Annotated in this window: 22 protein-coding genes and 1 pseudogene; 12 read left to right on the forward strand and 11 right to left on the reverse strand. The window is 47.0% G+C overall.

Annotation, left to right across the window (positions count from 1 at the left end; genetic code table 11):
- Positions 1-167 precede the first annotated feature (167 nt).
- Together NYE50_RS20450 and NYE50_RS20455 are read left to right on the forward strand one after the other, a co-directional pair.
- Positions 168-848, forward strand: coding sequence for a class I SAM-dependent methyltransferase (locus tag NYE50_RS20450; protein ID WP_159353577.1), 681 nt, complete (start codon positions 168-170; stop codon positions 846-848).
- Positions 848-1,522 carry a glycosyltransferase family protein gene (locus NYE50_RS20455; RefSeq protein ID WP_159353578.1) on the forward strand — a complete coding sequence of 225 codons (675 nt, stop codon included), beginning with the start codon at positions 848-850 and terminating at the stop codon, positions 1,520-1,522. The genes NYE50_RS20450 and NYE50_RS20455 overlap by 1 nt, the downstream gene beginning before the upstream one ends.
- A gap of 20 nt (positions 1,523-1,542) precedes the next feature.
- Here the strand turns inward: NYE50_RS20455 and NYE50_RS20460 are convergent, their stop codons facing one another.
- From NYE50_RS20460 to cidR, 6 genes and pseudogenes are all read right to left on the reverse strand, one after another.
- Positions 1,543-2,145 carry a DsbA family oxidoreductase gene (locus NYE50_RS20460; RefSeq protein ID WP_014419194.1) on the reverse strand — a complete coding sequence of 201 codons (603 nt, stop codon included), beginning with the start codon at positions 2,143-2,145 and terminating at the stop codon, positions 1,543-1,545.
- An 85-nt stretch (positions 2,146-2,230) separates the two neighbouring features.
- Positions 2,231-3,487 carry an iron uptake transporter deferrochelatase/peroxidase subunit gene (gene efeB / locus NYE50_RS20465; protein ID WP_159353579.1) on the reverse strand — a complete coding sequence of 419 codons (1,257 nt, stop codon included), beginning with the start codon at positions 3,485-3,487 and terminating at the stop codon, positions 2,231-2,233.
- Between the two features lie 18 nt (positions 3,488-3,505).
- Positions 3,506-3,825, reverse strand: a pseudogene (locus tag NYE50_RS20470) (Efem/EfeO family lipoprotein); the annotation flags it as partial.
- Positions 3,826-3,901: 76 nt separating this feature from the next.
- A complete protein-coding gene (thiE, locus tag NYE50_RS20475) occupies positions 3,902-4,576 on the reverse strand; it encodes a thiamine phosphate synthase (protein WP_159353580.1) in 675 nt (224 codons plus the stop codon).
- The gene (thiM, locus tag NYE50_RS20480; protein WP_021494736.1) at positions 4,573-5,391 is read right to left on the reverse strand and encodes a hydroxyethylthiazole kinase; all 819 of its coding nucleotides are present in this window, start codon (positions 5,389-5,391) and stop codon (positions 4,573-4,575) included. Before thiM ends, thiE begins: the two co-directional genes overlap by 4 nt.
- A gap of 2 nt (positions 5,392-5,393) precedes the next feature.
- Positions 5,394-6,302 carry a cidABC operon transcriptional activator CidR gene (cidR, locus tag NYE50_RS20485; protein ID WP_003150908.1) on the reverse strand — a complete coding sequence of 303 codons (909 nt, stop codon included), beginning with the start codon at positions 6,300-6,302 and terminating at the stop codon, positions 5,394-5,396.
- A gap of 106 nt (positions 6,303-6,408) precedes the next feature.
- Between cidR and NYE50_RS20490 the strand changes: the two genes are divergently transcribed.
- The 5 genes from NYE50_RS20490 (at position 6,409) to NYE50_RS20510 (ending at position 9,586) form a co-directional block, all read left to right on the forward strand.
- Positions 6,409-6,795, forward strand: a complete 387-nt coding sequence (locus NYE50_RS20490; RefSeq protein ID WP_007407725.1) for a CidA/LrgA family holin-like protein — start codon at positions 6,409-6,411, stop codon at positions 6,793-6,795.
- Positions 6,777-7,457, forward strand: coding sequence for a CidB/LrgB family autolysis modulator (locus NYE50_RS20495; protein ID WP_007407726.1), 681 nt, complete (start codon positions 6,777-6,779; stop codon positions 7,455-7,457). The genes NYE50_RS20490 and NYE50_RS20495 overlap by 19 nt, the downstream gene beginning before the upstream one ends.
- 128 nt (positions 7,458-7,585) lie before the next feature.
- Positions 7,586-7,780 (forward strand): YwbE family protein, encoded by a 195-nt coding sequence (locus NYE50_RS20500; protein WP_003150901.1) that lies wholly within the window; start codon positions 7,586-7,588, stop codon positions 7,778-7,780.
- Between the two features lie 155 nt (positions 7,781-7,935).
- Complete coding sequence (locus NYE50_RS20505; RefSeq protein ID WP_012118755.1) at positions 7,936-8,697, forward strand: MerR family transcriptional regulator; 762 nt, start codon at positions 7,936-7,938, stop codon at positions 8,695-8,697.
- 46 nt (positions 8,698-8,743) lie between these two features.
- On the forward strand, positions 8,744-9,586 hold the full coding sequence (locus NYE50_RS20510; protein ID WP_241158071.1) for a DUF2268 domain-containing protein: 843 nt from the start codon (positions 8,744-8,746) through the stop codon (positions 9,584-9,586).
- A gap of 82 nt (positions 9,587-9,668) precedes the next feature.
- Here NYE50_RS20510 and NYE50_RS20515 read toward each other — a convergent pair whose 3' ends face one another.
- Positions 9,669-10,856 carry a class I SAM-dependent rRNA methyltransferase gene (locus NYE50_RS20515; protein WP_159353581.1) on the reverse strand — a complete coding sequence of 396 codons (1,188 nt, stop codon included), beginning with the start codon at positions 10,854-10,856 and terminating at the stop codon, positions 9,669-9,671.
- Between the two features lie 94 nt (positions 10,857-10,950).
- Between NYE50_RS20515 and NYE50_RS20520 the strand changes: the two genes are divergently transcribed.
- Entirely contained in the window at positions 10,951-11,334 is a 384-nt protein-coding gene (locus tag NYE50_RS20520) for a VOC family protein (protein WP_012118757.1), read from the forward strand.
- 27 nt (positions 11,335-11,361) lie between these two features.
- On the opposite strand, the gene celB is transcribed toward NYE50_RS20520, so the two are convergent.
- The gene (gene celB / locus NYE50_RS20525; RefSeq protein WP_007407728.1) at positions 11,362-12,696 is read right to left on the reverse strand and encodes a PTS cellobiose transporter subunit IIC; all 1,335 of its coding nucleotides are present in this window, start codon (positions 12,694-12,696) and stop codon (positions 11,362-11,364) included.
- A gap of 161 nt (positions 12,697-12,857) precedes the next feature.
- On the opposite strand from celB, the gene NYE50_RS20530 reads away from it, so the two are divergent.
- A complete protein-coding gene (locus tag NYE50_RS20530; RefSeq protein WP_159353582.1) occupies positions 12,858-14,603 on the forward strand; it encodes a S8 family peptidase in 1,746 nt (581 codons plus the stop codon).
- A 55-nt stretch (positions 14,604-14,658) separates the two neighbouring features.
- Here NYE50_RS20530 and NYE50_RS20535 read toward each other — a convergent pair whose 3' ends face one another.
- The 3 genes from NYE50_RS20535 to NYE50_RS20545 form a co-directional block, all read right to left on the reverse strand.
- A complete protein-coding gene (locus NYE50_RS20535; RefSeq protein WP_015418500.1) occupies positions 14,659-15,519 on the reverse strand; it encodes a glycosyltransferase family 8 protein in 861 nt (286 codons plus the stop codon).
- Between the two features lie 259 nt (positions 15,520-15,778).
- Complete coding sequence (locus tag NYE50_RS20540; protein ID WP_007407732.1) at positions 15,779-16,411, reverse strand: GTP pyrophosphokinase; 633 nt, start codon at positions 16,409-16,411, stop codon at positions 15,779-15,781.
- A 131-nt stretch (positions 16,412-16,542) separates the two neighbouring features.
- Positions 16,543-17,478 (reverse strand): 1,4-dihydroxy-2-naphthoate polyprenyltransferase, encoded by a 936-nt coding sequence (locus NYE50_RS20545; protein ID WP_007614633.1) that lies wholly within the window; start codon positions 17,476-17,478, stop codon positions 16,543-16,545.
- A 443-nt stretch (positions 17,479-17,921) separates the two neighbouring features.
- On the opposite strand from NYE50_RS20545, the gene NYE50_RS20550 reads away from it, so the two are divergent.
- The 3 genes from NYE50_RS20550 to dltB are packed head-to-tail and all read left to right on the forward strand — an operon-like array spanning position 17,922 to position 20,776.
- A complete protein-coding gene (locus NYE50_RS20550; protein ID WP_003150882.1) occupies positions 17,922-18,071 on the forward strand; it encodes a teichoic acid D-Ala incorporation-associated protein DltX in 150 nt (49 codons plus the stop codon).
- Between the two features lie 15 nt (positions 18,072-18,086).
- Complete coding sequence (gene dltA / locus NYE50_RS20555) at positions 18,087-19,598, forward strand: D-alanine--poly(phosphoribitol) ligase subunit DltA (RefSeq protein ID WP_224988572.1); 1,512 nt, start codon at positions 18,087-18,089, stop codon at positions 19,596-19,598.
- A complete protein-coding gene (gene dltB, locus NYE50_RS20560; protein ID WP_015240830.1) occupies positions 19,595-20,776 on the forward strand; it encodes a D-alanyl-lipoteichoic acid biosynthesis protein DltB in 1,182 nt (393 codons plus the stop codon). Before dltA ends, dltB begins: the two co-directional genes overlap by 4 nt.
- Positions 20,777-20,782: the final 6 nt, after the last annotated feature.

The following is a 20,782-nucleotide window of genomic DNA, read 5'->3' on the forward strand; positions in this document are numbered from 1 at the left end:
CCCGAGTTTTCAAAGAAACAGCCGCAATAAGAGGGGAATCAGAGAACAAACCGTATACCGGACAACCATTCCCGTCCGCATTCCGCAATTGAACAGCCAAACATGGTGATATGAGATCCCCCCGCTGCATATCTTGTGTATATGCCCATTTATGAGGTGATACACAGATGGATACGAATCCCTATTATGATGAAAAACAACAGAACTACTACGAAGGCCTGAATCCTTATTTATTGAACAAAATAAACGAAAACTGGCGGACAGTGCTTGATGTCGGCTGCGGCACAGGCAATTTAGGAGCGGCGATCGAAGACCGCGGAATAACGGTTTACGGCATTGAAGCGTATCCCGAAGCCGCAAAAAAGGCGGAAAGCAAATTGAGCCACGTGCTTTGCGGCGACATTGAATCCGCCATTCTTCCGTACGAATCAGAACAATTCGACTGCATGCTGTTCGGAGACGTTCTTGAGCATCTTATCGATCCGTGGTCCGTGCTGAAAAAGCTTCGTCCTTATGTAAAAAAAGACGGCACGGTGCTTGCATGCATACCGAATGTCGGCCACATCTCAGTGGTGCTGGAGCTTTTAGCCGGCAAATGGACTTACAGTGACGCCGGATTAATGGATCAGACCCACCTGCGTTTTTTTACCCGTGAAGAGACGCTTTCATTATTTAAAGCCGCCGGCTATGAGGTGAAACGCATTGAGGCGATCCGCGTTGATCACCCCTCTTACCACAAAGCCATCGCAGCATTGCACGAAGTATGCGTACAGCTTGGCATAAGGCATGACTTTATGACAGAAGCATCGGCGTATCAATATGTGATTGAGGCCGAGAGGAGCATGTAATGGATTCACATTCATTTCTGTTTGTCGTCTGTGTGAATGACGAGCCGCTCTACTCCCGGTGCAAGAGCCATATCATGCAGCTTACCGTCCCCCCTTCATACTCCGTTGATATCATGCCGATATACGATTCAGCAAGCATGTCCTCGTCCTACAACAAAGCGCTGAGACACCCCTCCAAATATAAAATTTATCTGCATCAGGATACCTTTATCATTCATCAGCATTTCCTTCATGACATGCTTCATATCTTTCAATCTCATCAGGAGCTCGGCCTTCTCGGTGTCGCCGGCTGCAAAACCCTGCCGCCGAACGGCATTTGGTGGGAAAGCGGAGATAGGATGGGAAAAGTGATTGAATACCGGGGGAATGCTTATCACCCGCTGGACTTTGAGCACGGCGATGAAGACGGCCTGTTTACGCCCGCTGACGCCATTGACGGCTTGTTAATGGCGGCTCAATATGACGTGGAGTGGCGGGAGGATTTGTTTCGCGGCTTTCATTTTTACGACACATCACAGTCGCTTGAATTTCAAAAACACGGCTATCAAGTCGGCGTCGCCTGCCAGAAAGACCCTTGGTGCCTTCATTTTTGCGGCGACTCATTTGACGCCGCGGCATATGAAGCGGACAGACAAACATTTGTCAAACACTATATGGCAAAGCCCTCTCGCTGATCGAGAGGGCTTTTTTCGGGTTAACGTTTATTCAGTTCCCGCTCAATGATTTGTTCAAAGGTTTCCTTTCCCGCCGCGCCAGGGATTCTCTCATCGCCGATGATAAACGTCGGCACTGCCGTAATGCCGGCTTCTTCATAAGCATGGCGGAGCGCTTCCTGCTGTACGTGTCTGTACGCTCTTGTCTCAAGCGCCTCTTTGAAGGCAGCGCCGTCAAGTCCGGCTTCTTCCGCAAGCTTTGTCAGCACGCCAACGTCACCGATATTTTGTTCTTCCTGAAAGAACGCCTGAAAAACGCGTGTATGGTATTCGCTTCCTTTCCCATGTTCCTTTGCGAAATGAAAGCCTTCAAATGCCAAATCCGTGTAAGGATGCGGTGACACGCGGGGGAACGTGATGTCAACGCCTAACGACTGCGCCATCGGCTCAATGGAGTTTTTCCACATCTGCCGCTTGGCGGGATCATTCACCGGATCAAGTTTCGGCGAGGGGCTCGGACGCAATTCAAACGGCATCCATTCCACCTGTACGTCCTTGTCCTTGATTGCTTCTTCAAACGCCGCTTTGCCGACAAAGCAAAACGGACATACATAATCAGAATATACTTTAATCTGCAGTGTCATTGTAAGTCTCCTTTCCTATTCATTTTAAGATGTAACACATATAGTTACAAGTGTTTTTTTAAAAACACCCTCCATATGGAAGGTGTCACGATTCCAGCAGCCTTTGGGCGATATATTCTCCTTTTTTACAGCCGCCGGGACAGGCGAATAAGGAAGAGCCGATCGTTTGTGTGTATTCATTCAGCGCATCCTTTGCCGCCAAAGCCTTCAGCATCGGGACAAATTGGCGGTCCGGGTCTTTTTGAAAGCAGATAAACAGCAGGCCTGCGTCAACATAGCCCGTCTTCGGATCAATTCCGTCCGTATAGGAAAATGCCCGGCGCAGAATCTGTCTGCCGGTTGATTTTGCCACGCTGACATGCGAGTCGGCGGGAATTTGATTCAGCTTCACGGGATCGGTTTCCTTTTTTTGTCCGAAAGGCGCGCCCGAGCTTTTCACCCGCCCGAACGTGTCCTCTTGTTCCTTCAAGGATGAACGGTCCCATATATCTAAAAACATCTTAATTTTCCTAAACGCCATGTACGTGCCGCCCGTCATCCAGTCCGGCTCCCCTGATTGAACCCAAACGATCGAATTCATCATGTTTTCATCCTTCGTGCTTTGGTTGACGGTGCCGTCTTTGAATCCGAAGAGGTTGCGCGGTGTTTCTCCGTTTTTCCCGCCGCTTAAGAAACCTTTATTGAGGAAGCGGACTTCGCACACGCCGGATGCCAGTTTCATCAGGTTTCGCACCGCGTGAAACGCCGTTTGTTCATTATCCGCGCAGACCTGTATGACGATATCACCGCCGCCTTGTTTCTTATCGAGCTTGTCGTTAGGCATCGGCGGAATATCGGCGAGGTGCTTCGGTTTTTTATCCTTCAGTCCGAAGCGGTCTTTCCCGTCTTTCTCGAAAAACCCGGGGCCGAAGCCGAAGGTAACGGTCAAATTCGCCGGTGCCAGATCCTGCGACTCCCCGGTATCCTGCGGAGGCATATCTTTATTTTTCTGTTCGCCTGACGGGACGGCGCCTGAAGTCAGCAGCTGCGTCAGGCTTGTCCAATGTTTGAAAAGGGAGATGACATCGGCTTTGTCGCTTGACATGACATCAAGCGCCGCAAAATACACATACGTCTGATGCGCCGTTGTGATTCCTGCTTGGTGCTTTCCGTAAAAAGGAACGATTTGATCACGATCCCTTTTTTCATCATTCTTCTTTGAAGCGGTGGCCGCCGGTTTGAAGAGCGGCGCGAGTCCTCCGAGGCCGCTCGCTCCGACAGCAACGGCGGCGCCCGCGACGGCGCCCCACTTCAGGACATCCCGTCTGTGGATCTGTTTTTCCTTGTTATGTTCATCACTCATGCTGTGTCTTAACTCCTTTTAAAGCACATCGGCAATCTTCGACATGGTTTCAGAAAGGGCCGTCAGCTTCGTGCTTATCTCTCTGATTTGATCTGTACTTAATGTATCACAGGACGTATACGATTGATCGCACGTTTTGTATTTCGACATCAAAACTTCAAATTCGCTGAATTCCGCATTAAGTTTTTCCGTGACCTCGAAATGATCTCTCACTGCGCGCTTTTCACTGTTTTATAGAGGGCTTTTAAGCCTTCGGCGCCGGTGGTGATTGGTTCAGGCGTCACTTTAAGAGAAGCGATAGAGCCGTCAAACGCTTCGGTCGATATTGCAAGCTGATTGCCCTGTTCTTGACATACGGCTTATATTCTCCAAGGTCCGTCACTGCCTTTTTGCGCACACAAGAAAAGGGCCGCCCTATCGGGACAGCCCTGCTTTGGAGTGCTGAATTTCCTCTGAAAACTTGCGCGCCGCCGCTTTTGGATCTTCGGCTTGGCTGATGGCGCTGATCATGCTGACGCCGTCTGCACCCGCTTCAATGACGGGCGCCGCGTTGTCAGCCGTAATGCCGCCGATTCCTACAATCGGAATGGTGATGCCCTGACGCCGCACCTCTTCAATCAATGTAACGCCCTGCACAGCTTCAGCATCTTTTTTTGTTTCGGTCGGATAGACCGGGCCCATTCCGACGTAATCGGCTCCGGCTTCTTCCGCCCGCTTCACCTCGGAGACGTTATGTGCTGACACACCGAGAATCATATCGCCGATTGCCGCTCTCGTTTCTTCGGCGTCTGCGTCATCCTGTCCGATATGCACTCCGTCCGCCTCAAGGCGCAAGGCCAATTCGACATCATCATTAATGATGAAAGGAATCCCGGCCTGCCTGCAGACATCCTGCACCCGCTTCGCGAACAGGACACGTTCCTCCCCTGTTAAAGAACCGCTCCCCTTTTCCCGAAATTGAAAAAGCGTAGCGCCGCCCTCAATGGCTTTTTCCACCACGGAAACGGGGTCTGCGCTTGTATTGTTTGATCCCATAATAAAATATACCGATAACATATCCTTCATCATTTCCCGAGAAATACGCGTCATTTTTCTGTCACCCTTTCAATTGCGGCAAGCTCGGCCGCTTCTTGTTCTGAGATGCTTGCCAGCTTGTTTAAAAGCTCAATCTGGAAGCTGCCCGGCCCCTTATGGGAGGTGTCCAAAGCGGCAAGCTGAGCAGCGCTTCCGTATACAGAAACGGCTGAAACGGCCGCTTGCAGAACGTCCTGCCCCGCTGCGCAGAAGGCTCCGATTACAGACGTCAGCAGGCATCCCGCCCCCGTCACCTTCGTCAGCAGTTTATCACCGTTATGTACGGCGTATGTGCCGGTGCCGTCGGAGATGACGTCGGTTTTTCCGGTAATCGCAATGACCGTCTTCAGCCCGCTTGCAGCCGTCTTAGCGAGCTGAACCACATCTCCTCCGGCTTCCCCCGCATCCACGCCTTTTATCTTCCAATCAGGGGCGCCGGCAATATTGGCGATTTCCGCGGCATTTCCGCGAATGACGGACAAGCGGACCTCCTGTATGATCTTGCGGGCTGATGCCGTCCGAAACGGCGTGGCGCCGGCGCCTACCGGATCAAAAATGACCGGAACGCCGTTTTCATTGGCCGATTTTCCGGCTGCGATCATAGCTTCAACCGACGCCGAACTAAGGGTGCCTATATTCAGGACGAGCGCTCCTGCGATTTTCGCCATGTCGGCTGCCTCCTCAATTGCATAAGCCATAACGGGCGATGCGCCGAGCGCGAGCAGTCCGTTAGCGGTGAAGTTCGTGACGACATTATTGGTGATACTGTGAACGAGCGGGTTTTGATCCCGCACTTTACTCAAGTGTTGAGCTGCGGTTTGTGCGTCCATGCTTAATCATCCTTTTTTCTCTTTTTCGGATTCCATAAATACGATTTCGTATGCTCCAGCCAGGCTCTGGCGGCAAAGGACATATAGCGGTCTTTCCGCCAAATGATGGCTAAATGCCACGGAATGACCGGATGAACGAGCGGAATGGTTCTGACTTTGTCAGGATCAAGACCGCGGCAGATTCTTTCCGGCAAGAGGCCGATGCCGAGATTGGCCGATACCATTTCGCTGATAAAGTCCCACTGTGACGTTTCATAAATGACGTGCGGCCTGAATCCGGCTTTCACGCATTCCGTCATAATTCGATTATGAAGGACAAAATCCTCCCTGAAAAATATGAACGGCTCTTCTTTCAATTCGTGAAGACTGCATTCTTTCTCGTCAGCGAGCCGATGTGACGGATGGACGACGAGCATAAGGGTTTCCTTGACGATTGTGAACGTATGAAAAATTTCTTCATTCGCGGGAAGCACGACGACCCCGATATCAAGCGAGCCGTCCTCCACCCCTTGCTGCACTTTAATAGAGCCGTCCTCAACAAGCTGAAACGTCACATCGGGATATGTGACGCGGAAGTCACCGAGCACTCTCGGGAAAAAGCCGGACCCGATCATCGGCGGAAGACCGATGCGGACGTGCCCTTTCTTCACTTCCATAATATCATTCAGCTCTGACGTCAGGTTTTGGAATGACTTTGTGATTTCCTGCGCCTGCACATACATGCTCTGCCCGGCGTCAGTCAGTTCAACTTGCCGGCCATTGCGGTAAAACAGCTTAATGCCGAGCTCCGTCTCCAGGTTTTTAATCATTTTTGAGATTGTCGGCTGTGAAACATACAGCGACTGTGAAGCCTTCGTAAAGCTTTTCAAACGGGCCACTTCCAAGAAATACGTTAAGTGCCGGATATCCATTACATTTCATCCTTTCTATAGACAAAAGGAATACACATTATTCTTTATATGTATTTTACCTATAGCAAAACCTTCTGTACAATATAAATATAAGGGAGGCATCATTATGAAAAAATTGCTGCTTACCGTTATTCAAATCGCTCTGCTGTTTATATTTGCGCGTCTGATCAATTGGGTCACGGCGGCTCTTCATATAAATATTCCCGGCAGTATAATCGGGATTGTGATTCTTTTCACATTATTGCATTTCAAGATTATCAAACTTGAATGGATTGAGCTTGGCGCAGCATGGCTCCTCGGTGAGCTGCTGCTGTTTTTCATCCCGTCTGCCGTCGGAGTGATTGAATACGGAGATATTATGTCTAAATTCGGCGTAAGCATTTTACTTGTCGTCGTCATCAGCACATTTGTCGTGATGGTTTCAACAGGTACGCTTACACAGCTGATAGCAAAAAGAAAGGAGAAAAAACAAACGTGTTCATCGGAATCATAAGTTTATTCTTAACTGTCTTAGTATATTTGGGCGCGAAAAAACTCTACACTCGTTTTCCGCGGGTGTATACGTCGCCGCTTCTGATTACGCCCGCTGTTTTGGTCGTACTGCTGCTTCTTGTCAATGTCCCGTATCAGACATACAATCTCGGCGGCGGACTGCTGACCGATATGCTTCAGCCGGCAACAGTGGCGTTCGCCATCCCGCTTTATAAATATTTCCCGATTTTAAAGAAATACGCCGTGGAAATTATTTTGAACGTAGCGGTCGGTTCATGTATCGCCATTCTGTCAACGGCCTTTATCGCGAAATGGTTCCATCTCGGCAGCAGCTTAGTCGACAGTCTCGTGCCGCGATCCGTGACGACGCCGATTGCCATGAACGTTTCAGAAATGATCGGCGGGATGCCGGCCGTTACAGCGGTTTTCGTCATTTTAACAGCTTTATTGGGAACGATCATCGGGCCGATGGTCATCCGCTATTTCCGCATTGATAACGAAATTGCCCGGGGCGTGCTGCTCGGAACTAGCGCGCACGGAGCGGGAACATCTAAAGCATTTGAGCTCAGCTCCGTATCAGGAACGATCTCAAGCGTGTCCATGATTCTCGCCGCAATTATGACGCTGTGCGCGGCCCCGATTTTGCTTTCGTTTATGTCATAAAAGACTGCTCCTTGCAGAGCGGTCTTTTTTTATTTGCCACGCAGATTGATTTGTCTGTCCTTCATAAAATGACGAAAACACGATATGATAAGATATGAAGTGAAAAGACTGAAGAACGGATGTGTCATATGAACGGCCAGCAGCGAAGCAGCATCAGAAAAGGACTTGAAGTCGATATCGTCCTGAAAGCCGATCAGCGTTCAGGAAAGCTGACAAGAGGAATCGTGAAAGATATTTTGACGAACTCAAGCTTCCACCCGCGCGGCATTAAGGTCCGCCTTGAAGACGGACGAATCGGCCGGGTGCAGCACATTATTGAATAGAAAAAAGCCGGAGCTTCACGCCCGGCTTTTTTTCTTTAATTTCAGCAATGAAATCCTCATATGTTCTCCCTTTATATACAAAAAATTTTAAACCAACTATTGACTCTTACGTTGCGTAATACTTTAGAGTAGCCATTAAGGAGGCGGCAAACGTGATGGGTATGAAAGTAAAAGAAGTAGCTGAACTGATTGGAGTAAGCATACGTACTCTCCATCATTACGATCAAATCGGATTATTGACTCCTCAGGAAACGACCGATTCCGGTTATCGGCTTTATTCTGAAGAGAATCTTGAACAGCTGCAGCAGATACTATTTTTCAAGGAGCTCGATTTCTCCTTAAAAGAGATTAAAGAAATCATTAATAGTCCTTCATTTAACCGAAGGGAGGCATTAATTTTACAAAAGAAAATGTTGATTGAGAAACGGAATAGAGTCGATAAAATGATTGAAACCATCGATAAATCAATCAAACATTTGATGGGAGAGATTTGCATGACGAACAAAGAGCGGTTTGAGGGAATGAACTTCAATCATAATCTTTATGAACAAGAAGCTCGCAAACGGTGGGGTGATCAACCTGTCGATAAGGTAAATATTAGATTGAAAAACATGACTGATGGTGAGCAAAAAGATTTATCTGATAAGTGGACTGCAATGTTCAATAAATTTGCACTCCTTATTAACCAATCTCCCAAGTCCCCAGACGTACAAACAGCTATCAAAGAGTGGTTTGATTTTCTCAATGAAAATTTTGGTGAATATTCTTTTGATGCCTTTTACGGATTAGGTCAACTCTATATTGAAGATAAACGCTTCACTAAGAACATCGATCAGTATGGTGAAGGGTTGGCGAAGCTCATGAGTGATGCCATTACAATTTATATAGATCATCAAAAAAAGGGTGGTACCCATTAAAATCATTATCGAGGATACAATTGGGCAATACGAAACGTTATTTTCAATGATTGAAAATAGAGAAGATTATTATCGGTATTCAATGATGAAACCTTTTGAAGATATGTGGAAAAAGATGAATGTTCCCTTAAAGGCAAAGCAACCTAACGGATATGATGTAATCATGGCTGCAAATATGCTGGGCTATCTGAGCATATTTGATACGGAAACCGGAAGAAAAGCATTAGAGAATTTAAAAGAAATTCAAGCTCTTCAAATTGCATATGGCACTTTAACTCATTGTGTAGAATTTATCAAACAAAACCGCTTAAAAATAAATGCTGATGAAATAAGGTTTGGGATGTATCTGGCCAATCAAAAAAAGCTTGAGTTACATAGAGGGTATTGTGGATTCGGAGGAATTCCGGGATTTATTCAAGTTTCAATATTCCCCAATTCTTATAACATACCGAGACTGCCTGCTGTAATCGCACATGAATTTCATCATAATATTCGTTTTTCGTATTTCAATTGGGATTATGGGAACGTAACGGTTGGTGATTACTTAATTATAGAGGGGTTGGCAGAATCGTTTGCCAAAGAACTTTACGGAGAAGCTCTGTTAGGTCCTTGGGTTACTTCTTTTGAAAAAGAAGACTTAGAATACTCAAAAGAAATCATCAAAGACTCGTTAAATAAGAAAGGGTTTGCTGAGGTCAGCAGTTACATGTTTGGTGACACCTTTGCAGCCGAACAAGGTTATCAGCCTGTCGGCTTATCACCGTTTGCAGGTTATGCGGTTGGCTACCAAGCGGTGCAATCCTTCATGAAAGCCAACAATGTGGGGATTAGTGAGACCACTTTACTTAGCACAGATGAGATACTAAGTAATAGCGGGTTGTTTCTTTAAGATATGAAGATTATTTTATCCCGTATTAACGCGATGAAAGAGGGTTTTCTTTTCCCCTCTTTCCACGCTATAAATGGTCATTCTATTTTTTCCGCAAGAAAACAACCTTCAAATAGTTCCCTTCTTTAAACGCGGGAATCGTTTTGAAATCTTCCGGAAGCGTGTATTCTTCCAAAATGTCGTAATGCTCATTTGTTTCTTTAAAGGCGGTCTCTATAAAGCCTTTAAATTTCTTCATATTGAAGGCGCTGCTGTTTGTCGAAGCGACGATGATGCCGTTTTTTGCGGTGATGGCGATCGTTTCCTTCAGCAGATTTTTATAATCTTTCGCCGCGCTGAACGTCCGTTTTTTTGTGCGGGCGAAAGAAGGCGGATCAAGGATGATGAGGTCAAACTCCAGCCCTTTTTTTGCCGCATAGCCGAAGTATTTGAAAACATCCATGACCTTAATGTCATGCGCCTCATAATCAATTCCGTTGGCGCTGAACTGTTCAATCGTTTTTGCGAGACTGCGGTTGGCGACATCGACGCTGGTCGTTTTCTCAGCTCTGCCAAGCGCCGCCGCAACGGAAAATGCCCCCGTATAAGAGAACGTATTCAGCACCCGTCTGCCGTTTGCATACTTGTCCCGAATCGCTTTGCGCACATGACGCTGGTCTAAGAAAATGCCCGTCATCGCCCCGTCGTTTAAATCCACCGCGTACCGTATGCCGTTTTCTTGAACAATGACCGGAAAATCTCCTCTTTCGCCTTTGACAAAATCGTCGTCTTCCACGTATTGCCCGGCAGTATCGAATCGTTTCTTTTCATAGATCGCTTTATAAGAAAGCTCCAGTCCGTCAATCGCCTCAATCATGCTGTCCTTATAAGCGTAAATGCCTTTACTGTACCATTGAATCAGCAGATAACCATCATAAAAGTCAATCGTGACGCCGCCGATGCCGTCGCCCTCACCGTTGAACAGCCGGAACGCCGTCGTGTCGGGCGCCTTAAACAGATGGGCTCTTGCTTCAGCCGCTTTTTTCAGCTTGTCCAGAAAGAAACGTCCGTCGATCCGTTCATCTCTCGCGCGTGACAGCACCCAGCCGACTCCTTTATTCTGCAAACCGTAATAGCCTTTTCCGATAAACTCACCCTTCTCGGATGTCACATCAAAAAGATCGCCCTCTGTTAAATGAGCAGAGCTTCCGGACAGAGCGTCTTTTTCAATCAGGGGGAATCCTTTTTTCAGCTTTCCGGCAAATGTATCTTTCACTGTAAGTAGCTTCATTGTGCATTCCTCTTTCGTTTTGCTTTCTCTTATCGTACCATAAAACATGATCAACACCGCATTGTCCCGAAAAATTCAAAACAGGGGGAAAACCATGACAGCCAAAAGAATCGACCATACAGGCATTATGGTCAAAGATATTGAAACATCCATCGCCTTTTATCAAGACGTTCTCGGTATGCAGTTAAAGGATCGTATCACTCATACGAACGGCATTATTGAACTTGCCTTTCTCGGCTTTCAGGAAGGGCCTGAGACAGAAATTGAGCTGATCCAGGGCTACAGCAGCGAGCTTCCCGCAGAAGGAAAAGTTCACCACTTCGCTTTATTAACTGAAGATATCGCGGCGGAGTTCACGCATGCGAAGCGTCAGGGCGCCGTATTTATCGATGAAGAAATCACGACGCTTCCGAACGGGTACCGCTACTTTTACATTGAAGGACCTGACGGCGAATGGATCGAATTTTTCCAGCGTTAAAAAAACGGGCGAAAGCGCCCGTTTTTTTTATGTTTCTTCAGTGACGTTTTGTTCCGCCGCCCGTTCCTCTCTCCATTTTTGAAGATCCCAAATTCGGAAAAACGGATAATAGATGATAAATGTAATCAGGAGATTGATCAGCTGCATGACCGAACCGGAGATTTTCCCGCCCGTCGCCAAATAACCGGAAATCAGCGGCGGCATCGTCCACGGCACGGCGATTCCCGCCGGTTTTGCCACCATCCCCGTGCTCATCCCGATGTACGTCGCCGTAATGGTCAAGAGCGGCGCAATGATAAAGGGCACGATTAACAGCGGATTCATGACGAGCGGCATCCCGAAAATAATCGGTTCGTTAATGTTAAAAATCGCGGGCCCGATGCCGAGACGGCCGAGCTGTTTCATCTGTTTGCTTCTGGAGCGCACAAGCATGGTCAGCACAAGGGCAAGCGTCGCTCCGCTTCCGCCGACATTAATCCATATTTGAAAGAACTGTGTCGTAAAAATGCTCGGCAGCGCTTCTCCCGCCTGAAAAGCCAAACGGTTGGCGTCCATCGCCCCGTACCAGATCGGCGACATGACGCCGCCGATAATGGACGCGCCGTGTATGCCGCACGACCAAAGCAGCATTTGCACGAATTCGGCGATAAGACTTCCGCCGAGACTCCCGCCCAAAATAGACAGCGGGGTGCCCAGCAGATCGCCTACCACATTGTGGAGGCTTTTAAAAGGAGTTATTTCAATAAACAGACGGGCCAGCCATACAAGCGTAATAATAATGAAACCGGGGATGAGCGCAACAAACGATTTGCTGACCGCAGGCGGCACTCCGTCAGGCATTTTAATGACGATATTTCTTTGTATGATAAACCGGTACACTTCCGTAGACAGCATTGCAATGATCATCGCGACAAACAGACCTTTGCTTCCGAGCAGCGAAATCGGAATGCCGCCTCCCACCATAATCTCTGTTGCCGAGCCGTCAGGAATAAACGGAATCTGATACGGCGTCGCCAATAAAAAGGCGGCAAGGGCAATGGCTCCCGACGACAGGGCATCCACCTCATAGCTTTCCGCAAGCCGGTAGGCAATCCCAAAGGCGGCGACAAGCGCCATAATATCAAAGGACGCATTCACGGGATACCCGAGCTTTTCAACCCAATTTTCACCGAAAAGACCAGCCATAAAATCGGCATAACCGGGAATCGGAAGACTCGTCAGAATCAGAAAAACCGATCCGATGATGATAAGCGGCATAGTCAAAATAATGCCGTCCCGCAAAGCTCTTAAGTGCCTTTGGCCGGCGACTTTTCCGGCGACAGGCATGATTTTTTCTTCCATGACCCGATTGAACGTACTCATTTATCAAAAACCCCCTTTTTGAGTTCATTGCGCAGATGTCTTAAAGCATTTTCTCCATCATATTTTGGAAACGCTTACATTTGCATACAGAAATTTTCCTTATCCCTCAGGAAAAAAAGAATTCCGCACTGCCGATATATAAAGAAAAAGGGGGAATCACAATGTATCACACCCTGAAACCGATAATGGCCGCGGCCTTGTGCGCCGGCCTGTTCTCCGCCGCGGCGCCCGCGCACGCCGAGCCGCACGACCGGGACGTTATCGTGGTGTACAAAAATCAAAACGGCAAGGAATCCGCCATAGACAGCGGAGCGGATGTGGAACAGACCTATCAGCATCTCCCGGCAGTCGCCGTGTCTGCCGATTCACAAACGGTGAAAGACCTGAAACAGGACCCTGACATCTTATATGTAGAAGACAATGTATCTTTTCAGGCAGCAGGCGGTTCTGATATCCGCCCGTTAACAGCGGCCCAAAGCAGCAGTTACACGCTGCCGCAATGGGATATAGAACCGACTCAGGTCAAGCAGGCGTGGAAAGAAGGCTTGACGGGAAAAAAGGTGAAAGTGGCTGTCATTGACAGCGGCATTTACCCTCATGATGACCTTTCCATTGCCGGAGGCTATTCCGCAGTCAGCTATACTTCCTCATACAAAGATGACAACGGACACGGGACGCATGTCGCCGGAATCATTGCGGCCAAACATGACGGATACGGCATTGACGGCATCGCGCCGGATGTCCGGTTATATGCGGTTAAAGCATTAGACAGAAAGGGTGCAGGCGATCTTAAAAGCCTTCTGAAAGCGATCGACTGGTCGATCGCCAATAAAATGGACATCATCAATATGAGCCTCGGAACTAACGCAGACAGCAAAATTCTTCACGACGCCGTAGACAAAGCATACAAAAAAGGAATCGTGATCGTAGCCGCCGCAGGAAACGACGGCAACAAAAAACCCGTCAATTATCCGGGTGCCTACAGCAGCGTAACGGCAGTCTCAGCGTCAACTGAAAAAAACGGGCTCGCGGCTTTTTCCACGACTGGAAAACAAATTGAGTTTGCCGCACCCGGCACCAATATTACGAGCACGTATCTGAATCAAATGTACGCCACGGCTGACGGCACATCTCAAGCCGCGCCCCACGTCACCGGCATGTTCGCGCTGCTCAGGCAGAAATATCCCGAGGAAACAAATACACAGCTCCGGCAGCAGATGCAGCAAAACGTCAAAGATCTGGGCGCTCCCGGACGTGACAGCCGATTTGGGTACGGCCTGGTGCAATATCACGTAAAGCAAAAGAGCTTTGCCGAACGGGCCGTAATAAAAGCGGAAAAGACGAAAAAACAGGCAGATATCAATCAAGCAAAAACGGCCGTCAGCAAGCTGTCCAAGTCAAAGGGAAAAACCGCTCTCGAGTCCCGGATCAATAAAGTTCAGACGGCAAGAAATGTGACGGACGCAAGAGACAAAGTCCGGACTGCCGAAAAACAAAAGAAAAAAACCGCCGTCAATGCCGCACAAAGCGTCATTCGCAAATTACCGGCCGGTTCAGAGAAAAAAGGGCTGCAAAAGCGGATTAACGCTGTCAACTCAAGCCTTTTGAAAACAGCTGAGGCCAGCGTCAAACAGGCGGAAAAAAAGACCTCTGAGGCCAGCACCGCAAAAGCCCAAAAAGCAGTCAGCGAAATCCAGCCGGGAAAAGAAAAAACCGCTCTGGAAAAACGGCTTGACCGGATAAAAGATAAACTCAACCGGCAGCAGGCTAGAGACAAAGTAAAAACGGCGGAAAAAACCAAGACGAAAAAAGCAAAATCAGCGGCGCAAACGGCAGTCAGCCGATTGAAGCCGTCTGCCGAAAAGACCAGCCTGCAAAAACGCGTGCGTGCGATTCGGGTTAAATAGCAAAAAAACGCTTATGAGCCGGATAACGGCTTCACAAGCGTTTCATCACACCTGCCTATTGGTTCATGGCCGGGCGGTCGATCGTGTTCCATTTCGTAAAGGACATATATCGGAAATAATGATCACGATACGGGTGCGAGGTGCCTGTATTCCAAGGCTTGTCGCTGCCGCAGAAATGGACGATGGCCGGTTCGGCACGTGTTTCTCTGTAACGTATACGGTCGATCAGTTCAGGAGGCGTTTTCTCGTTCATGATAATATGCGTCTGCGCATTCCAGCGCGGATGCAGTTCATGCCATTGATCATATAAGATCGCGTTAAGCGCGTCCTGATCATGAAACACGAGAAAATCCTCCGAGCTGTTTTCGTTAATAAAATCAATCACCTTTTCGGAAATATTTTGTTTTCTCCAAGGTTCGAAATCTATAATCATAATGCCGGAATTAAAATACTTGGCAGTTTCGCTGATATTCATTTTTTTCAGTCTTTCATGCTGTCCGGCGTCTTCTACTGCCGCAACTATTGCCGGGGAAATATCCAAGTCCCATAAAACCGAAATATCTTCCATCACAATTGCATCGCAATCAATGTAAATCATCCGCTTTACGGACTCATCCTTAATTAAATCAGGGATGGAAATGCGGTAATAAGCCGCTTTCGTAATGTGGCTGCTTTCGACTGCATGCTTGTATTGATCAGCGTCTACTTCTAAAAATTCAAGCGGCGTCCCGAATGACATCGCGGTCTGTTCAAGCTTGTCCTTGTTTTCGGCAGTAATTCCGCCGTCGATTACATATAATTTCGCATCCCTTGTTTTATCCATATTCATCAATAAAGAAGCGAACATCCCACCCAAATGACGAGCATAATGATCATCGGCACATGATACGATATGCATTGTTTCATTCTTTCCCACTGATATTCATCTCCCTTTTTGTTGTACAAATTTCTTTCCCTTTTTTTAAAAAGTAAACCTCGATCTTACACATTTTTTCTGCGGGAATGTGCTGTTTGCGATTTGATATCTATTGCATTCCCTGTTCAAATTCAATCAGGATTTCAGCCTGAATCATCGTCAGAATATATCGCGCAGGAAAGCGAAAACACGTAAACATAAAAACAACCAGCCGGACTGCACATAAAAGCGGTCCGGCTGTTTGTGATGCGTCAATCGTTTAATCGACTTCTTTCTTAATCCCAAGCATCTTTTCGTCTAAATAATGGGCGATGTCCGCTGCTTCCTTCAGCTCGTCGGTCAGATGCTTTGGGACTTCGTTATTTAATTTGTAATAAATTTTATGTTCAAGACTCGCCCAAAAATCCATGGCGATGGTGCGGATTTGAATTTCCGCCTTCACATATTCCACACGATTCGTCAAATAAACGGGAATTTCAATAATCAAATGCAGGCTGCGGTAGCCGTTCGGCTTCGGATGTTTGATATAATCCTTCACCTTTACGATCTTCAGGTCCTTATGCTGCTTCAAAACCTCAGCGACATTATAAATATCGGAAATAAAGGAACAGATAATCCTGACACCCGCAATATCATGAATATGCTCTTTCATTTCCTGCGTCGTCACATCGCAGCCTTTGCGCATCAGTTTATTGACGATACTCTCGAAACTTTTTACGCGTGATTTTGTATGCTCGATCGGGTTATGCCCGTGAATCAAATTATATTCCTGGCTGATGATCGAAAACTTCGTATCCAGCTCATCTAAAGCGAATTTATAAACTAATAATTCATTTTTCCAATCTTCCATGACCGTTTTCAAATCATCCATATGGGCTGTTGACAAGTCCATTTTTTTCATCTCCTTGCTTTGCTGTCCGTATATAAGACGGGTCAGTCCTCAGTCAGGTTCTTTACAAAATCATGAAGATTATTTCATAAAAAAAAGCAAATGCCGGTTATGGCATTTGCCTTTTCATTTGATCAGCGGAAATAACTGATCAGGAGTCCGATTGAAAGCAGGAATCCGAAAAATGTATTGGTTTGCGCCGTTGATTTCATCGCAATAATCATGTTCATCGGCATTTCGTTTTTCACAAAGCCTTTCACAGCCTGAACGGGCTTCGGCACGCTCAGGAAGACCAGGAACAGCCATGGGCTTGTGTAACCCATGATGACAAGACCGACGATCCAGATGTAAGCGATGGCAAAAGATGCGGCCAGTATCATGACGGCTCCTCTATGCCCCATCAAAATGGCCAGCGTTTTACGTCCGCCCTTTTTATCTTCCTCAATATCACGGATATTGTTGGACAGGTTAATCGCTCCGACCAAGATGGCAATCGGGATGGAAATCAAAATGCTCTGTTCATTAATTCTGCCTGTCTGAATGAAGAAAGAAATAAGGACAAATACAGAGCCCATGCAAATGCCGGAGAACAGTTCCCCGAACGGTGTATACGCAATCGGCAGCGGGCCGCCCGTATACAGATAGCCGATCAGCATGCCGGCAAGGCCGATAACCGCAAGCCACCAGCTGCTGCTCATGCAGATATAAACACCGAGCACGAGGGCAATCGCATAAGAGCCGAGCGCCAGCTGCAGAATTGTTTTCGGCTTCATGCCGTGGCGGACGATCGCTCCGCCGATACCGACGGAATCCTCCGTATCTAAACCGCGTTTAAAATCGTAATATTCATTGAATAAGTTCGTGGCGATCTGAATCCAAAGGCAGGAAAACAGCATGGCCAAAAACAGCAGGAAATCAACCTTTACGTAAAACATCGCCAATACGGTGCCGAGAAGTACGGGCACAAACGATGCCGTCAATGTATGAGGGCGGGTTAGCTGCCACAAAATGCGGCCCATGCTTTCTTTCTCGGGCGTCTTTTGGCTGCCCCCCATATTGTTTTGATTCATTTTCCTCTTCCTTTCTATTAAAAGGCTTTCACAGTCAGCCGATAACAGTAGTGTTGAATTGGGGTTTTCACGTTTTCTGCTACCTTATCTATCATAATAATTTCTTCCTCATTTCACAAGATGCGGCGCTTTATCGGCTATCCTGCCGGAAACGGGTTTTCGCCCTTCTCCATTGGGGTTCGGCTCAAGCCTGCGTAAGAAAAAGCCGCCAAAATTTTTTTACCTCGTTTATATTTACGATAAGTTAAAAATCCCGCCTGAACAGCGCCTTTTTAGTATGATCATTTGCCAATTTATACATGCGTGTTTTCCATCCTTTTGTTTCTCATTCATTTTTAAGGAAATTTTAAGCTTAGGATATTAGACATATTTTGAAACTTTTTGTTAATCTAATCGTCATATACTGGTGTAATTATTGAATACGCGGGGAAGGAATTTTGAATATGATGCAAAAATTAAAACGTGCTTATGAAAATACATTGATCAAATGGACGTTTCATACAGGCTTTTATTTTCTGATATTAGTATTGCTCTTTTGGATGTATGGATTTCATACAGCGAATACCGGCACTTATATTTACAACGATTTCTAATCGGGGAGGATAACTATGAAACTACTTGATGCTATAAAAACATACGCAGACGCCAAGCCGCAGGCTGAAGCGTTTCGTTCCTTAGATCATTCCCTCACTTACGGGGAATTATGGGATTTGTCGGAGCGGGTTGCGTCCGGCATTCAAAAACATACAGCTGACGGTTCGAAAGCGCCTGTCCTGGTTTACGGACATATGGAGCCGAATATGATCGTTTCTTTCTTAGGAAGCGTCAAAGCGGGCCGCCCTTACATCCCTGTCGATGTTTCCATTCCGGCGGAGCGGATCGTCAAAATCATTGAAAGCTCAGGCGCAGAGCTGCTTATCAGCGTATCGGGCGATGCAGTCGATACGGGAAGCAATCTGATTAAAACCGTTACGCCCGAAGAGCTTGCAGCTGACGGAGATGCAGACCTCAGCCGTGAGAACTGGGTAAAAGAGCTGGACACATTTTACATTATTTACACGTCCGGCAGCACGGGAAATCCGAAGGGCGTGCAGATATCGGCTGATAACCTGCAAAGCTTCACTGACTGGATCTGCAGGGATTTTCCTGTGGGCGATGGTAAGACATTCTTAAACCAAGCGCCGTTTTCTTTTGATTTATCTGTCATGGACATTTTCCCTTCGCTTCAAACGGGAGGTACGCTGCATTGCGTAACGAAAGACAAAATCAATAAACCGAAAGTACTATTTGAAGAGCTGGAGAAATCCAAACTGAACGTCTGGACATCGACGCCGTCTTTCGTCCAAATGTGTCTGATGGACCCCGGCTTTACGCAGGAGCTCCTGCCTGAGGCAGAAGTATTTATGTTTTGCGGAGAAGCGCTTCCGGCTGCCGTGGCACAGGAGCTGTTAAACCGTTTTCCGAAGGCCCGCGTATTCAATACATACGGCCCGACTGAAACAACGGTTGCCGTCACCTCCGTTGAAATTACGCAGCAGATCATCGATGAAAATGAATCTCTGCCCGTCGGTTTTGCAAAACCCGATATGGATATCTTCATCATGGATGAAAACGGGAATAAGCTTCCGGACGGAGAAAAAGGGGAAATCATCATCGCGGGCCCGAGCGTGAGCAAAGGCTATCTCGGAGAGCCTTCTCTGACGGAAAAAGCGTTTTTCCCGATCGACGGCCAGTGGGCATATCACACGGGTGATGCCGGTTATGTTCAGGATGGTCAGATTTTCTGCCAAGGACGCCTTGATTTCCAGATTAAGCTTCACGGCTACCGCATGGAGCTGGAGGAAATCGAAGTACATGTAAGGCAGTCTCAATATGTGCGCACGGCGGTTGTCATCCCGTATCAGCCTAACGGACCTGTCGAATATTTAATTGCCGCCATCGTGCCTGAAAAACATGATTTTGAAAAAGAATTCCAGCTGACAAGCGCCATTAAGAAAGAACTGGCCGCTTCGCTTCCGGCCTACATGATTCCGAGAAAATTCATTTATCAGGATCACATCCAAATGACTGCGAACGGAAAAATCGACCGTAAACGCATTGGCGAAGAGGTTCTTGTATGACGCCTTACAGCTCGTTTTTCTTCTTTATCTTACTTGGAATCCTTCTTTTGCCGACGATTATTTTAGGGCTGAACGGCAAGAGATTCCAAGGATACAACATGTTTATATCCATCATCGTATTGGCTTTGATTTTCGCGCATGATCTGCACGGCGTGATCGCACTATGTATCTTTACGCTGTGGCAGGTGCTTTTAATCAGGGGTTATCTCGCTTACAGACTGAAAGCCAACAGCGGCTTTGTCTTCAGTATGGCCGTGATCGCGTCCATTTTACCCCTGTTTTTATCTAAATTATGGCCGTTTTTCTTTCCGCCGGTGCCTCATCACCCGGTTCATAACCTGATCAGTTTCTTAGGAATTTCTTATTTGACATTTAAAGGCGTCCAGCTGATCATGGAAACGAGAGACGGGCTGATTAAAGAAAAAATGCCGCTTCACCGCCTTTTGTACTTTATTATGTTTTTCCCGACCATTTCTTCCGGTCCCATCGACAGATACCGCAGATTTGCCAAGGACGAACAGAAAGTATGGACAAAGGGAGAATACGCTGATTTACTGTATACCGGCATTCATAAAATTTTTATCGGTTTCTTATACAAATTCATTATCGGATATGCGATTAACACGTATTTCATTATGAATCTGTCTCATATCACCCACAGCAAACTGTGGGGTAATGTGCTGTACATGTACGGATACAGCTTGTACCTGTTTTTTGATTTTGCGGGTTACACGATGTTTGCCGTCGGTGTAAGCTATATCATGGGTATCAAATCTCCGGAAAACTTTAATAAGCCGTTTATCAGCAAAAACATTAAAGACTTCTGGAACCGCTGGCACATGTCCTTATCCTTCTGGTTCAGAGACTACGTATTTATGCGCTTTGTTTTCTGGATGACAAAGAAAAAATGGATAAAGAACCGGATGGCCGTCTCGAACATCGGGTATTTCCTGCTGTTCATGCTGATGGGCGTCTGGCACGGACTCGCCCTGCAATATATTGTATACGGCCTGTACCACGCCGTATTAATGACCGGGTATAACTTTTTTGAGAAATGGAATAAGAAATACAAGTGGCTGCCCGCCAATCGTTTTACGGCCTTTTTAGCCATCGTCATCACATTCCATTTCGTATGTTTCGGATTTTATATTTTCTCAGGAAAACCATTTCATCACTAAAGGAGA

This window comes from Bacillus sp. EU55 (genome assembly GCF_038005925.1).
Lineage (GTDB): Bacteria > Bacillota > Bacilli > Bacillales > Bacillaceae > Bacillus > Bacillus velezensis.

Excerpts from the sequence above, each read along its gene's own strand:
- NYE50_RS20450 (WP_159353577.1), top strand. The coding sequence starts at position 168 with ATGGATACGAATCCCTATTATGATGAAAAACAACAGAACTACTACGAA.
- NYE50_RS20455 (WP_159353578.1), top strand. The coding sequence starts at position 848 with ATGGATTCACATTCATTTCTGTTTGTCGTCTGTGTGAATGACGAGCCG.
- NYE50_RS20460 (WP_014419194.1), bottom strand. The coding sequence starts at position 2,145 with ATGACACTGCAGATTAAAGTATATTCTGATTATGTATGTCCGTTTTGC.
- efeB (WP_159353579.1), bottom strand. The coding sequence starts at position 3,487 with ATGAGTGATGAACATAACAAGGAAAAACAGATCCACAGACGGGATGTC.
- thiE (WP_159353580.1), bottom strand. The coding sequence starts at position 4,576 with ATGACGCGTATTTCTCGGGAAATGATGAAGGATATGTTATCGGTATAT.
- thiM (WP_021494736.1), bottom strand. The coding sequence starts at position 5,391 with ATGGACGCACAAACCGCAGCTCAACACTTGAGTAAAGTGCGGGATCAA.
- cidR (WP_003150908.1), bottom strand. The coding sequence starts at position 6,302 with ATGGATATCCGGCACTTAACGTATTTCTTGGAAGTGGCCCGTTTGAAA.
- NYE50_RS20490 (WP_007407725.1), top strand. The coding sequence starts at position 6,409 with ATGAAAAAATTGCTGCTTACCGTTATTCAAATCGCTCTGCTGTTTATA.
- NYE50_RS20500 (WP_003150901.1), top strand. The coding sequence starts at position 7,586 with ATGAACGGCCAGCAGCGAAGCAGCATCAGAAAAGGACTTGAAGTCGAT.
- NYE50_RS20505 (WP_012118755.1), top strand. The coding sequence starts at position 7,936 with ATGGGTATGAAAGTAAAAGAAGTAGCTGAACTGATTGGAGTAAGCATA.
- NYE50_RS20510 (WP_241158071.1), top strand. The coding sequence starts at position 8,744 with ATGATTGAAAATAGAGAAGATTATTATCGGTATTCAATGATGAAACCT.
- NYE50_RS20515 (WP_159353581.1), bottom strand. The coding sequence starts at position 10,856 with ATGAAGCTACTTACAGTGAAAGATACATTTGCCGGAAAGCTGAAAAAA.
- NYE50_RS20520 (WP_012118757.1), top strand. The coding sequence starts at position 10,951 with ATGACAGCCAAAAGAATCGACCATACAGGCATTATGGTCAAAGATATT.
- celB (WP_007407728.1), bottom strand. The coding sequence starts at position 12,696 with ATGAGTACGTTCAATCGGGTCATGGAAGAAAAAATCATGCCTGTCGCC.
- NYE50_RS20530 (WP_159353582.1), top strand. The coding sequence starts at position 12,858 with ATGTATCACACCCTGAAACCGATAATGGCCGCGGCCTTGTGCGCCGGC.
- NYE50_RS20540 (WP_007407732.1), bottom strand. The coding sequence starts at position 16,411 with ATGGACTTGTCAACAGCCCATATGGATGATTTGAAAACGGTCATGGAA.
- NYE50_RS20545 (WP_007614633.1), bottom strand. The coding sequence starts at position 17,478 with ATGAATCAAAACAATATGGGGGGCAGCCAAAAGACGCCCGAGAAAGAA.
- NYE50_RS20550 (WP_003150882.1), top strand. The coding sequence starts at position 17,922 with ATGATGCAAAAATTAAAACGTGCTTATGAAAATACATTGATCAAATGG.
- dltA (WP_224988572.1), top strand. The coding sequence starts at position 18,087 with ATGAAACTACTTGATGCTATAAAAACATACGCAGACGCCAAGCCGCAG.
- dltB (WP_015240830.1), top strand. The coding sequence starts at position 19,595 with ATGACGCCTTACAGCTCGTTTTTCTTCTTTATCTTACTTGGAATCCTT.